Source organism: Paenibacillus sp. sptzw28, assembly GCF_019550795.1.
In the GTDB taxonomy this organism is placed as follows: domain Bacteria; phylum Bacillota; class Bacilli; order Paenibacillales; family Paenibacillaceae; genus Paenibacillus_Z.
On sequence record NZ_CP080545.1, the window covers coordinates 2434034 to 2446778 of the forward strand.

The following is a 12745-nucleotide window of genomic DNA, read 5'->3' on the forward strand; positions in this document are numbered from 1 at the left end:
GTCTTTACGAATTTGCCGCCGCCATATGCAATGTCAAGAAAATTGCTGTCCCAGTTAACGGTATATTCACTGATCTTGAATCCGTAATTGTGTCTCCATTAAGTGTCGTTGTCGATAATAATACGATGGTCGTATCTGCAGGATACGCCCGAAATACTTTTTTGCCAGATACCAGGAAATTTCCATTGCCGTAAGTGATACTGCTTTGAATAAAACGAATAAAAGGTCGATAGTCAACCGGGTCTAACGAGGATCCGACCAGATAACTAATCTTCCATGACGTTCCGTCACTGGATGTCAGAAATACGCCATCCTTATTCATCGCTACGAACCTGCCGTTGCCAAAAGCGACATCTACAAGATCATACGGAATGCCGGACGGGCGGCTAACCCAGTTTGATCCGTCTCCGGAGGTCAATATTGTTCCGCGACTTCCTACTGCCACAAACGTGCCGTTGCCGTAAGTAACAGCAGAAAGATCGTAGCCGGCTGGCAGCGGATTACGGGGATGCCACTCGTCAAGGACATCGGCGGAGGCATAAGACGGTATGATTCCTGACAAAAGAAGAACAAATACAAGTACTAATGAAAACCTTCGATTATTCATACTTTTACTTCACACCCTTCTCTCTCGAAACTGGGATTGTTGAAGCGCCATCCCCGTCTTGCACCATGAACAGGATGGTGTGTTGAGGCGGAATAATGAAAAGTCGAAGGAATGAATCGTTTGGGGATGGCTTGTATCTTACTATATTATGTCACTATGAACTTTTTATGGTAATCATACTTTAGGCCTATATTTGTTAATCATTACAATTAATAATAAATAATGTTATTCGACATATTTATGAAAGTATATCGATCGATTGACAATCCATAGTTCGGTTTATTGTACTTTTTGTCAACTTTAATCGGAAGAATACTAGAGTCCAGCTATTATTGAAGGAAGCGAATGTTGGCCAAAGCTCTTAATTCGCGGGAAGTAAAAAATAAATCGAGGGCAAGTATAAAGAATCGCTCGAACCGGCATTTTAAGAATCGAGAACGTCCCCAAGGAGCGTCTTCCGCCATATTAGGGCAGTCGGCGCTTATTTGAATCGGGCAATAAGGACACGGAAGGTGCTTTTCTCTCCTGTGTTTGGTAAAATGGGATGAATTAAACTGCAGCCGCGTAACAGGGCAGGCGGGTAACATGCTGCATACAGATGGAGGATTACTTTAAATGAGAACTGACGGACGGCAAGAGAACCAGCTGCGGCCGGTTACAATAACGATGAATCCGAATAAATATGCGGAAGGCTCGGTGCTGATCGAATTCGGCGATACGAAGGTGCTGTGCACCGCATCGGTAGAAGAACGAGTGCCGCCCTTTATGAAAGGACAGGGGAAAGGCTGGATTAACGCCGAATACGCCATGCTGCCCCGCGCCACCCAAGTACGCAATCAACGTGAATCGGCCAAGGGCAAGCTGACAGGGCGAACGATGGAGATTCAAAGGCTGATCGGACGCGCCCTTCGTTCGGTTGTCGATCTTCAAGCGCTTGGCGAGCGTACAATTACGCTGGACTGCGATGTTATCCAGGCGGACGGCGGTACAAGGACGACTTCGATAACCGGCGCGTTTGTGGCACTGGCGATCGCGGTACATAGGATTTCCAAAACAGTCGATTATGCAAAATATCCGATAACCGATTTCCTGGCTTCTGTAAGTGTTGGTGTCATACAGGAGAGAACGCTGCTTGACCTGAACTATGAGGAAGATTCGAAAGCGAAGGTCGACATGAACGTGGTCATGACGGGAGCAGGCAAATTTGTCGAGGTTCAGGGGACGGGCGAAGAATCGCCGTTTACCCGGCAGGAATTGGACGGACTGCTCGGTTTGGCCGAAGAGGGAATCCAGTCGCTGATCGCGAAACAACGGGACGTACTTGGGCCGATCGGCAGCCGGATCGGTATGACTCAAGCATGAAGCCCGGCGATACGATTGTTGTAGCGACGAAAAATGCCGGGAAAGTAAGAGAGTTTGCCCATGCATTCGGGAAGCTTGGCATGAATGTCGTCAGTATGTTTGATTATCCGGACCTGCCGGATATCGTGGAGGATGGCAGCACTTTCGCCGAGAACGCCCGCAAGAAGGCTCGGGCCGTCGGGGAAGCGCTCGGGCTTCCGGCGCTTGCGGACGATTCAGGGCTGGAGGTGGAAGTGCTCGGAGGTCAGCCGGGTGTTTATTCGGCGCGTTATGCCGGGCCTGAAGCAAGCGATGCCCGCAATAATACGAAGCTGCTGGACGAGCTTTCGAAGATAACAGCGGCTTCGAACCGGCTTGAAGACGGAATGAAGCTCCTTAGTGAAGCGAGGTTCGTATGTGCTCTCGCTTTGTACGATCCATCCGGCAGCACGTTCACCGAGGCTGAAGGCTATGTGGCCGGCAGCATTACCGATAAGCCCAGAGGAGATGGCGGCTTCGGCTACGATCCGCTGTTCTGGCTGTCATCTTTTCACAAAACGATGGCTGAGCTGACGACAGAGGAGAAACAGGCGATCAGCCACCGCGGCGCTGCGCTGTCATCCCTGCTTAAGAAGCTGAAAGCCTAAGGCAGTCTGGTTTGCCAAAATCGCTGCACCGTTCGTGCTTAAATATGAGAGAAGCCCCGAAGCATGCGCTGCCAGCGCTTGTCTCGGGGCTTTATCAATTGCTGCACGGCGCGGCTGCCGCTCGGGGGATTCCGCCGCTGTTAACGAATGACCACTTTGTAATCACGAAGCCACATGTCGACCTGCAGCAGGTAGGCGAACAACTGCGGGCCGGACATAAGCTGACCGAACCATGGCAGATTGGAGCTGGCTGTGTCCGATTCGGCAATCTCGCGAATTTTCTTCACATTAATAAGCGGGAGAAGCGGCGACGTCCCTTCGTCCAGCACCTCAAGCAGCTGTGAGCGCACCGTATTCAGATAGTTTGGGTTATGCGTTTTCGGATAGGGGCTCTTCTTCCGGTAAAGCACGTCATGAGGCAGGATTCCTTCGAGCGCAAAGCGAAGGATACCCTTCTCCCGGTCGCCTGCGGTCTTGATCTCCCACGGGATGTTGAATACATAGTCAACCAGCCGGTGATCGCAATAGGGTACTCGCACCTCGAGTCCGACGGCCATGCTCATCCGGTCCTTGCGGTCAAGCAGCGTCGGCATGAATCGGGTTATATTCAAATACGACATGGCCCGCATCCGTGCGGCCACTGGATCTTCTCCGGCCAGCTTAGGCACTTCCGCCACCGCGTCGGAATAGCGGTCTCGTATATATTCGAGCGGACGGATCCAGGCCGCTACATCAGGCGACAGCAGCTCGGCGCGCATGCCGGATGCAAGCGACCACGGAAACGTATCCGCATTCAGAGCATCATCCCGATGGAACCACGGATAACCTCCAAAAATCTCATCAGCAGCCTCGCCTGAAATGGCGACAGTCGCTTCCTTCTTTATCTCGCGGCAAAAAAGCAGCAGGGACGCATCTACATCCGCCATACCCGGCAAATCACGGGCCTGCATGGCTGTCCGCAGAGCTTCGATCAGCTCGGGCGTATCGAATTGCACCGGATGATGCACCGTGCCCAAATAGCTGTTCATCCTCTCAATCCAAGGCGCATCGGAGTTCGGCTGAAAATCGTGCGCTTTGAAATGCTTGTCGTTATCGACATAATCGACTGAGTACGTATGAACCTTCCCCTGACCGGTATGTTCATAGTAGCGGACTGCCAACGTTGTCAGCGCGCTGGAATCGAGGCCGCCGGACAGCAGCGTGCACAGAGGCACATCGGATACGAGCTGCCTCTCGACCGTATCCTTGAGCAGTTCTCTAACCGTTCGGGCGGTGGCGTTCACGTCCTCGCTGTGCGGGCGGCTTTCCAGCTTCCAATAGTGGGCAATGGAAACTCCGGAGCGGCTAACAGTCGCGTATTGGCCGGGAAGCAGCTCGCCGAGATCCCGATATACGCCATGTCCGGGCGTACGCGCAGGGCCAAGGATAAAAATTTCCGCCAGTCCCTCAGGCCCGACCTCCGTCTTAACCGCAGGGTGAGCAAGCACTGCCTTCGGCTCGGAGCCGAATATGAATTTACCTGATTGCTTCGCATAGAACAGCGGCTTGACGCCGAGCCTGTCGCGGGCAAGAAACAGCTGCTGCTCCCGTGAATCCCATACGGCAAACGCGAAAATCCCGTTCAACCGCTCAACGCAAGCTTTTCCCCATTCCATGTAAGCAACCAGAAGCACTTCGGTATCGCAAGTCGTTGTAAACCTTCTTCCCTTGCCCTCCAGCTCCTTCTTCAGCTCGGGGGCATTATACAATTCTCCGTTATACACAATGACATACGTATCGTCGTCGGAGGTTCGGACCATCGGCTGAGCGCCATTCACCGGGTCGATGACGGAAAGCCTTCGATGTCCGAGAGCGCAGCTCGGAGATATCCAGGTGCCCGATGAGTCAGGACCGCGAAAGGCCATTGTTTCGGTCATCTTTTCCAACGTCGCTGATTGTCTTGTCAGGTCATCGGTCCAATCAATCCAGCCCGTGAATCCACACATGGTTCTCATTCCTCTCTATGCGGGGCTTAAACAGCGATACTATGATGGTTATGCGGTAAATATGGATAAAATGTCTGTCCGAAGGGGGATGCTATCGCATGGAAAAACGCCAGAAAAGGGAGTGAAGGTGTACGATGGATGAGCGTTTAGACTCGCCTAAAGAGCCGGGCAGCGTGCAGAACGGGAGTGAGGCCGCGTTTTACGACCGCCACACTTATTATGTTTCGGTCCAAGCGGGGTCGATCCTCGAGGACCCTGAGGCAGCGGTGTTCGAGTTCGAAATCCGGGCCAACGAAGAGGAGCTTAACAGGCTGCAGGAGCTGTTCGAGGAGCTGGTCAGCATGGATGAAGCACAGGCGTTCCATTTTACGAGCCATCCATACGGAACGGCTTCTTCCGAAGAAATCAACGAGGGCTACGACGTCTTTATGAAGGATATTTACAAGCTTCTCTACGAGCTTGGCACGCCGGTCACGAAGAAGCATATCAAAGGAATGGGACTTTTTCCCGAGGGTGAGCTCTCATGAACGTGACGAACGCCCATGTGAGAAGAACCGTCGAGAGGGACGGCGTGCGGTGCTGCGAGGTCGAGGTACATACCGGGAGCAGTGAAACGCCTGAGCTGCTCGCGTTTTTCAGTGAGTCGCTCGATAACGACTATGACATGGTTGCAGTTATCAAGAACGAAGCCGCTACGGAGATCGATTGGTTCGATAACAATTTACACAATGCATTTACGGAAATCAGCGTTGATCTGTTCGAGACGGTCACGATGAAGACGGACTGGGGCAGACGGGAAACCTTTAAGCAGCAGATACTGTCTTATCCCGGAGTACGCGCAGAATTAAGCAGCCGCTTGGGCGGATCATGAAGAGAGGAGGTGAATTTAAACCGACATGAAGAATACAAAGGATAATAAAAGCCAAAAGTTTGCCGCCAATGACAACTATGCGGAAGAGGTTCTCGAGAAAAACGCCAAACAGCCGGCGCAGAACAACCCCAGTGAAAGCGTCAGAAAATAATGTGGTGCTGCAGGCCAAACGTGCAGCCGCCTGAACAGCGCAAATTGACTTATGACGATTATTTGAAAACAGTCGTCTCCTTCACTTTCATTCTGCTACAATAGTCGCATAAGGGAAATATAAAGGAGGCGGCTGTATGAGTTCAACCTTACTGCGCAATGCAACTATTGTGACGATGAACGACCGGGACGATATCGCTACAGGCGACGTTCTTATTCGGGACGATAAAATCGTATCCGTCGGCGGCACGATCACGGACTATGCGGCTGATACGAAGATCGTGGAAGCGAAAGACAAGCTGCTGCTCCCGGGCTTCGTGCAGACGCATATTCATTTATGCCAGACCTTGTTTCGCGGGCGCGCGGACGACATGGCGCTGATGGACTGGTTGCGTACCAGGATATGGCCTCTTGAAGCGGCACATGATGAAGAGTCCGTCTACTACTCAGCTATGCTCGGTATCGGCGAGCTCTTGAGAAGTGGGACGACAACGATACTCGATATGGAGACGGTAAGCCATACTGATTCGGCGTTTCAGGCGTTGTCGCACAGCGGTATTCGCGCGATATCCGGCAAGGTTATGATGGATGCCGGTGGCGACGTCCCCGCAGGGCTGCAGGAGGAAACCGCCCGTTCGATCGCAGAGAGTACGCGTCTGCTCGAGCAATGGCACGGCCACGACGGCGGCCGGCTCGGATATGCCTACTGCCCTCGATTTGTTGTATCCTGCTCAGAGCAGCTCCTTAAAGAAGTACGCGATCTCTCCGCGCACTATAACGTGCTTGTACATACACATGCAGCGGAAAATCGTGAGGAAATCGATCTGGTTATGAGTCAGAGAGGGATGCGCAACATCGTTTATCTGGACCATATCGGCCTTACATCCCCCAGGCTCGTTCTCGCCCACTGCATATGGCTCGACGATGAGGAACGGGATATCTTGAAGAGGACCGGTACGAAGATGACGCACTGCCCGGGCTCTAACCTGAAGCTGGCGTCAGGCATCGCTCTGATTCCGGAGCTGCTTGAGGATGGTATCGGGATGGGGATCGGAGCGGACGGGGCGCCCTGCAACAATACGCTGGATATGTTCCAGGAGATGCGGCTTACCGCGCTGCTGCATAAGGCCCGCTGCGGGCCGGAAACCATGGATGCGAGGACCGTACTGCGCATGGCGACGATCGGTGGAGCAAGGACGCTCGGTCTGGATCACCTCATCGGCAGCATTGAACCCGGCAAGAAGGCGGATCTCGCTATGCTCGATTTGAACGATTTTCACACCTTTCCATCGTATGAAGCCGATCCGTACTCGCGTGTTGTCTATGCCGCTTCCCGCGGCAATGTGGATTCGGTATGGGTCGACGGCAAGCAGGTCGTCGAAGGCGGCTTGGTACGTACTGTCGACAAGCAAGTCGTACTGCGCGAAGCCGATCGCTCGATTGCAAGGCTGCTGAAGCGGATTTGACGAGAAGGGTTTCCATTTGTTTTTGAGGCTCGGTAGCCTCCTCACCGCAAGGCGCTAAACGTTTCGAGCGAAGTGTTCAAACCCGTATAAAGCGAAACAACCAGCACTTTCGGAGCTGGTTGTTTTACTTTTTATATGGCTGCTTTCTATTCAAAACGAGGCTGGTTTCAGCCGTCACTCCCGCATGCTCGGCAATATTACATTCCATGTACAAGTCCGCGATCGTGATCTCCGCTAGTTTATGTTCCAAAGCCTGCTCCGCATCCGCAAGTTTATTGCTTAGTACGCTTCGGACATTGTTGCCGAGCGAACAATTCGGTTTGTTCCCGGGGAGGCAGACCGGCTGCTTTCCTTCGATCCGGTAAATATCGAGCAAAGTGATTTGCTCCGGTCTCCGAGTCAACATGGAGCCCCCAGCAGCCCCTGAGGCGGCGGATACAAGCCCGCCATTGACCAGCTTGCGTAATATTCTGCGAATGATAACGGCATTCGTATTAATGCTTTGCGCCATGATGTCCGAATTCACTCTTTGCCCGCAGTTCCCGGCGAGAATCGTCATCATATGGACAGCGATAACAAATTGGCTGTTGGTAAACATTGCCTGATTCTCCTTTTCAATACGGCGTGAGGAAAGTATCTTATCCTTGTCTTGCCCTCCATTGTATGTATCGTCGTTTCTATTGTCAATGAGGTTTCTTCTCAATCACACGCAAGAAATCGATAGGATGATTCCAAAGAAACACCTTGACGGGCAAAAAAGTTTTTGTTAGTATTTCCCTGATCAGATACCAATATTGTTACTAATTTATATTGTTCCAGCTTATGCGCTGGAGGGCAAACAATTATGCGGGAGAACAACCGACAAATGAAGGAGTTCAGTAATATGGGGAATGGATTGAAAGGGGATGCACCCACAATAAAAGAAGAAGACATGCAGTCCGCACGATATCGGAGCGAGCCGCCAAAGCTTCTTTCGATTCTGACCTTAACGCTTTGCGCTTTTGCGCTCACCACAGCCGAGTTTGTCATCGCCGGTATTCTGCCGGTGGTCGCGGCTGACCTGTCCGTTTCCATCTCTTCGGCAGGTCACCTCGTAACGGCCTATGCGCTCGGCATGGTTATCGGGGGACCGATACTCACTGTTCTAACAGTCGGCATCCCTCGCAAGCCTTTAATCGTGGCCCTTGTTCTAGTCTTCATAATTGGTAACCTTGTCGCGGCGGCAGCGCCGGGTTACGTCATTCTTCTCCTGGCTAGATTGATCAGCGGGCTCGTTGTCGCCACTTTTTTTGCGATGGCCGTTGTAATAGCCGTTTCGCTGGCACAGCCCGGCAAGCAGGCCTCGGCCGTGGCGAAGGTAGGCCTTGGCTTCAACCTGGCGATGATTCTCGGTGCCCCGATCGGCACGGCCATCGGCCAACAGTTCGGATGGCGGGCGACGTTTCTGACAATTGCAGCCTTTACCGTTATCGCTTTGATTTTTTTGATGAGATTCGTGCCTGTACGCGGGGGGACCAGGACAGGTTCCGTTTTAACTGAGCTGCGCGTTCTAAGGAGTCGTGAGCTGCAGCTTGCCCTCGCGATCACCGCGGTCGGAAATGTGGGAGTTTTAACGGTTTTCACCTATCTCGCGCCGCTATTGACCGATATCAGCGGATTCGGCGCCGGTTCTGTCCCCGTGCTGCTGCTGGTATACGGGCTCGGCGCCACAGTCGGGAACCTGGCTGGCGGATGGATGTCGGACCGCGCTCTTATGCCGTCTCTTATTGGCTTACTCGCAGGTTTGGCAGGCGTGCAGGTGTTGTTCTGGCTCGTACGTCAATATCAGGTTCCAGCCGCGATCATGGTTTTTATTATCGGTGCATTGGCTTTCTCGGTCATCCCTGCCATGCAGACCAAAGTACTGATTTCCGCTAATGCCGCCCCAACGCTGGGTATCGCAATAAACGCTTCCGCATTCCAGATTGCCGCCGCCTTTGCGGCATGGCTCGGCGGTCGGGTTATCGACGGCAGGCTGGGGCTTGATTCGATCTCTCTTGTAGCGGCGTTCGTTACGCTTATCGGCGGGTTTTTGGCAATCGCTTCATGGAAACGCGATCGCAAACCGAGTTCACTCAGTCAATAAATTGCTTCTTGGCAGAACATCATTGATCGCCAGTAATAGTAAAAAAGTAAAGAGACACCAACGGTGTCTCTTTCTGCTTTGCCGTATATTCCTAAATCAATTGCCTTATAATCATCCGTTTACGGCTTCGCCGCCGTTAATGTGCAGGACTTGTCCGGTCATATAGGACGAGTCCTCGCAAGCTAAATATACATATGCAGGAGCCATCTCGTCAGGCTGACCGCTGCGCTTCAGAGGCACGTCCGAGCCGAAGCTGGCAACCTTCTGCGCATCGAAAGTAGACGGGATCAGAGGAGTCCATACCGGACCGGGGGCGACGGCATTAACGCGAATACCCTGGTCTGCAAGATTCGTCGACAATGATCGTGTGAAGGAAACAATGGCTCCTTTGGTCGAAGAATAGTCAAGCAGAATAGGATTTCCGCGATAGGCGGTAACCGAGGCGGTGTTAACGATAGTCGAACCTGCAGACAAATGAGGCATTGCGGCCTGCGTCAAATAGAACATTCCAAAAATGTTCGTTCTGAACGTCCTTTCAAGCTGCTCCGGCGTAATCTTCTCGATCCTATCCTGTGGATGCTGTTCGGCTGCATTATTGACAACGATATCGAGTTTGCCAAGCTGTTTAACCGTTTCTTCCACGGCTAACTTGCAAAAAGCAGGATCCCCCACGTCTCCTGCGAACGTGATGCAGCGGCGGCCTTTTTCTTCCACGAGGCGTTTCGTTTCTTCCGCATCCCCGTGCTCGTTCAAATAAAGTATTGCCACATCGGCGCCTTCTTTGGCGTAAGCGATGGCTACCGCACGGCCTATGCCGCTGTCGCCTCCGGATATAACGGCTATTTTCCCCTGAAGCTTGCCTGCGGGTCGGTATGCCGGGGAATCCGACTGCGGACGCGGGTTCATCTCTGTCTCCAAACCCGGCCTGCGGTCTTGATGCTGCGGCGGAAAAGATGTCGGCCTCTTTGGCGCTGCACTGGACGGAGGGGTATTTTGCTGCTGCTGTGTCATTATCATGCACTCCCTTCAACGGTATAGGCTTCCTGATTTTGAGAGATTTTACACCTACACATTGGACTATTACCCACATGATAAGACCATAAACAGCTTTCTTAAGCCCGGCGGCGAGGTGGCGCTGCCGGGTCATACCCGTTTAATGGCCGCGGATTGATAATACGGGTAGTTCATCGACTTCTGAATATCCCGCGCTGTTTCGGTGTCGCTCAGCAGCTCGGCAACGAATAAACCAAGATCGAGCGAAGCGGACACGCCACCGGCCGTTATCGTAGTTCCGTCCTCCACAATGCGGTGGTCGGTTACGATTGTTTTGCAATATGGAGCCAGCAGCTCATAGGCCGGTGCATTCGTAGTCGCTGTTTTATGATGCAGAAACCCGGCCGCTCCAAGCAGTAGAGCACCTGTGCACACCGATACTTTATAACGGGTATGCTCAGCTGTACGAAGCCAAGCGATAAAATCGCGATCATTCCGCAAAGCTCTCGTCGCAAAGCCTCCAGGCACAAATACCATATCGTATGCGGAGAGGTCGGGATCTACCTTCTGAACCTTGATCACAACGCCCCGGTCGTCTGTTACATACTCTCCCTTCGCACATATATCCCAGGTCAAATCCTTGCCTGCCGGATATAGCGCCAATCTGGTAACAGGATCGAAAAAACCGGTAAAATCAAGTGTAGTAAGGCCGTCGAACAGTACAAAGGCAATTTTCATGGAACCCACACTCCTCTTATCCATCAATGTTGGATTGCTTGTTCTGCCGGCTCAAGCTCTATTCTGAATATCCTGCTGTTAACGAACCATCGGCAAATCCAAATATCCGAAATAAATCCAGGCTGAAGCCACGCATACGTATTCTCCCTGAATATCGTAGTCTCCGCCTGCCGATTGTTTATAAGCGAATATAGGACATATCCCGAGTATAGGGCCGAAACATGGTTGCCGCATCAGCCAATTGGCATTTTATTTGCTCAGCCAATTGATAATGTTTGTATAATAGGTGGAGGAGGGGGATTCGATGTGGAAACCTGAACCAAGCGGAGAACGACCGGTTTTTGCGCAAATAGCCGGATACTTTGAAAAGCAGATATTAAAAGGCGACCTGCCTCCAGGCGCCAAGCTTCCGACGGAACGGGAGCTTGCCTTGCAGCTTTGCGTCAACCGCAGCACGATCTCAGCCGCTTATGAGGAGCTGCGGGCATCGGGCCTTGTCACCTCCGTGCAAGGAAGCGGTACCCGAGTGAGCGATTCGTTGTGGGAGGCTGCAGAGGTGCGGACGCCGAACTGGCAGCGTTATACAGCCGTCCGCCAATTATTCGACCCCACGGCTGCTTTGCAGAGCCAGGTTTACGGATCGTTCGGCAAGCCGAATATTATTAATTTTGTCAAAGGCGAGCTGTCTCCGGATTTGATGCCCCTGGAGCTGTTGGAGCAGCGGCTTCCCGAGTTAAATCTATCGGAACCGTTCAGCTATTATTGCAGTTTTAAAGGCGATGCAGGTCTCAGAAGGACAATATCGCAGCGGCTTCAGGCTGAAGCCGGCATACTTACAGATCCTGAGCATCTCTTAATTAGCGCGGGAGTGAAGCACTCACTTCATCTAATCTGCCATACTCTTCTTCAACCGGGCGACGCTATTGCGGTCGAAGGACCTTCCTATTTATACAGCATGAACGTCCTGTCTTCGGCAGGACTGCGTCTTGTGAAGCTGCCGATTGACAGTCAGGGTCTAAATCCGGAGCAGTTGCCCGAGCTTGCCCGCAAACATCGGGTGAAAATGGTATTGACCAACCCGACTTACCAAAATCCGACCGGCACTACGCTTTCTCTCGCCCGACGGATTACCTTGCTTGATATATGCGCGCAGCTAAGAATACCCATCATTGAGGATGATCCGTACTCGCTGCTGTTTTTAGACGAAGCGGGGCGATCCCTGCCCCCTTTGAGAGCTTTGCCTGGGGGAGACCGGACCGTTATATACCTCGGAACGATGTCCAAAATCGCCACGCCGGGCATGCGTATCGGATGGATAATTGCGCCTCTGACTGTGACGGCCAAGCTTGCCGAGGCCAAAAGCCGGATGGGCTACAGCACGAGCCATATCGGTGAAAGATTGGCGGACCGTTTCTTGAATACAGGGGGGTATGAGGCTCATCTATCGTATATTCGAGGACGTTTAAGGACGAGAAGAGACTGCATGCTGGGAGCGATTCGGGAGCATATCGAACCATTGGCAGTTCCGGTATTGTCAAACAGCCGCCCAGGCGGTTATTATGTATGGCTAAAGCTGAAAAAAAACATCCTGGACAGGGATATGCTCGAAGCAGCGATCAGCGAAGGCGTTCTTTGCTTGCCCGGCCGGGTATTCGGTGCCGACGACGGCTTTCTGCGGCTCTCATTCGCGGCAATCGGCGAGGAACAAATACAGGAAGGTGTCCGCCGTTTGGGCAGGGCACTCCTCGGGATAACATAATTAAGACATTAAAAAAGCCGCTTTCAGTTAATCTGATAAGCGGCTTTGCTCATATTCATAGTT

13 protein-coding genes are annotated in these 12745 nt (G+C 52.4%); 8 read left to right on the forward strand and 5 right to left on the reverse strand.

Going from position 1 to position 12745, the window contains the following annotated elements:
• Positions 1–4: 4 nt before the first annotated feature.
• A complete protein-coding gene (locus KZ483_RS10735) occupies positions 5–607 on the reverse strand; it encodes a WD40/YVTN/BNR-like repeat-containing protein (protein ID WP_220352638.1) in 603 nt (200 codons plus the stop codon).
• A 615-nt stretch (positions 608–1222) separates the two neighbouring features.
• On the opposite strand from KZ483_RS10735, the gene rph reads away from it, so the two are divergent.
• A complete protein-coding gene (rph, locus tag KZ483_RS10740) occupies positions 1223–1969 on the forward strand; it encodes a ribonuclease PH (RefSeq protein ID WP_220352639.1) in 747 nt (248 codons plus the stop codon).
• Positions 1966–2595 (forward strand): XTP/dITP diphosphatase, encoded by a 630-nt coding sequence (locus KZ483_RS10745; protein WP_220352640.1) that lies wholly within the window; start codon positions 1966–1968, stop codon positions 2593–2595. Before rph ends, KZ483_RS10745 begins: the two co-directional genes overlap by 4 nt.
• Before the next feature lie 140 nt (positions 2596–2735).
• Here KZ483_RS10745 and asnB read toward each other — a convergent pair whose 3' ends face one another.
• Positions 2736–4580 (reverse strand): asparagine synthase (glutamine-hydrolyzing), encoded by a 1845-nt coding sequence (gene asnB, locus KZ483_RS10750; protein ID WP_220352641.1) that lies wholly within the window; start codon positions 4578–4580, stop codon positions 2736–2738.
• Positions 4581–4714: 134 nt separating this feature from the next.
• Between asnB and KZ483_RS10755 the strand changes: the two genes are divergently transcribed.
• The 4 genes from KZ483_RS10755 (at position 4715) to KZ483_RS10765 (ending at position 7067) form a co-directional block, all read left to right on the forward strand.
• Positions 4715–5107, forward strand: coding sequence for a hypothetical protein (locus KZ483_RS10755; protein ID WP_258881641.1), 393 nt, complete (start codon positions 4715–4717; stop codon positions 5105–5107).
• Entirely contained in the window at positions 5104–5451 is a 348-nt protein-coding gene (locus KZ483_RS10760; RefSeq protein WP_220352642.1) for a hypothetical protein, read from the forward strand. The genes KZ483_RS10755 and KZ483_RS10760 overlap by 4 nt, the downstream gene beginning before the upstream one ends.
• A gap of 25 nt (positions 5452–5476) precedes the next feature.
• Positions 5477–5602, forward strand: coding sequence for a hypothetical protein (locus tag KZ483_RS28465; RefSeq protein ID WP_258881642.1), 126 nt, complete (start codon positions 5477–5479; stop codon positions 5600–5602).
• Positions 5603–5738: 136 nt separating this feature from the next.
• The gene (locus KZ483_RS10765) at positions 5739–7067 is read left to right on the forward strand and encodes a 5'-deoxyadenosine deaminase (protein ID WP_220352643.1); all 1329 of its coding nucleotides are present in this window, start codon (positions 5739–5741) and stop codon (positions 7065–7067) included.
• Positions 7068–7191: 124 nt separating this feature from the next.
• Here KZ483_RS10765 and KZ483_RS10770 read toward each other — a convergent pair whose 3' ends face one another.
• Positions 7192–7665, reverse strand: coding sequence for an Rrf2 family transcriptional regulator (locus KZ483_RS10770; RefSeq protein WP_220352644.1), 474 nt, complete (start codon positions 7663–7665; stop codon positions 7192–7194).
• 285 nt (positions 7666–7950) lie between these two features.
• Between KZ483_RS10770 and KZ483_RS10775 the strand changes: the two genes are divergently transcribed.
• Complete coding sequence (locus tag KZ483_RS10775; RefSeq protein ID WP_220352645.1) at positions 7951–9192, forward strand: MFS transporter; 1242 nt, start codon at positions 7951–7953, stop codon at positions 9190–9192.
• A gap of 111 nt (positions 9193–9303) precedes the next feature.
• On the opposite strand, the gene KZ483_RS10780 is transcribed toward KZ483_RS10775, so the two are convergent.
• A complete protein-coding gene (locus KZ483_RS10780; protein ID WP_220352646.1) occupies positions 9304–10203 on the reverse strand; it encodes an SDR family oxidoreductase in 900 nt (299 codons plus the stop codon).
• 132 nt (positions 10204–10335) lie between these two features.
• Entirely contained in the window at positions 10336–10923 is a 588-nt protein-coding gene (locus KZ483_RS10785) for a DJ-1/PfpI family protein (RefSeq protein WP_220352647.1), read from the reverse strand.
• 304 nt (positions 10924–11227) lie between these two features.
• Here KZ483_RS10785 and KZ483_RS10790 point away from each other — a divergent pair, with 304 nt between their 5' ends.
• Positions 11228–12682: an aminotransferase-like domain-containing protein gene (locus KZ483_RS10790; RefSeq protein ID WP_220352648.1), complete on the forward strand. Its 1455-nt coding sequence runs from the start codon at positions 11228–11230 to the stop codon at positions 12680–12682.
• Positions 12683–12745: the final 63 nt, after the last annotated feature.

Coding starts and splice junctions, on each gene's coding strand:
- KZ483_RS10735 (WP_220352638.1), bottom strand. CDS start 607: ATGAATAATCGAAGGTTTTCATTAGTACTTGTATTTGTTCTTCTTTTG.
- rph (WP_220352639.1), top strand. CDS start 1,223: ATGAGAACTGACGGACGGCAAGAGAACCAGCTGCGGCCGGTTACAATA.
- KZ483_RS10745 (WP_220352640.1), top strand. CDS start 1,966: ATGAAGCCCGGCGATACGATTGTTGTAGCGACGAAAAATGCCGGGAAA.
- asnB (WP_220352641.1), bottom strand. CDS start 4,580: ATGTGTGGATTCACGGGCTGGATTGATTGGACCGATGACCTGACAAGA.
- KZ483_RS10755 (WP_258881641.1), top strand. CDS start 4,715: ATGGATGAGCGTTTAGACTCGCCTAAAGAGCCGGGCAGCGTGCAGAAC.
- KZ483_RS10760 (WP_220352642.1), top strand. CDS start 5,104: ATGAACGTGACGAACGCCCATGTGAGAAGAACCGTCGAGAGGGACGGC.
- KZ483_RS28465 (WP_258881642.1), top strand. CDS start 5,477: ATGAAGAATACAAAGGATAATAAAAGCCAAAAGTTTGCCGCCAATGAC.
- KZ483_RS10765 (WP_220352643.1), top strand. CDS start 5,739: ATGAGTTCAACCTTACTGCGCAATGCAACTATTGTGACGATGAACGAC.
- KZ483_RS10770 (WP_220352644.1), bottom strand. CDS start 7,665: ATGTTTACCAACAGCCAATTTGTTATCGCTGTCCATATGATGACGATT.
- KZ483_RS10775 (WP_220352645.1), top strand. CDS start 7,951: ATGGGGAATGGATTGAAAGGGGATGCACCCACAATAAAAGAAGAAGAC.
- KZ483_RS10780 (WP_220352646.1), bottom strand. CDS start 10,203: ATGACACAGCAGCAGCAAAATACCCCTCCGTCCAGTGCAGCGCCAAAG.
- KZ483_RS10785 (WP_220352647.1), bottom strand. CDS start 10,923: ATGAAAATTGCCTTTGTACTGTTCGACGGCCTTACTACACTTGATTTT.
- KZ483_RS10790 (WP_220352648.1), top strand. CDS start 11,228: ATGTGGAAACCTGAACCAAGCGGAGAACGACCGGTTTTTGCGCAAATA.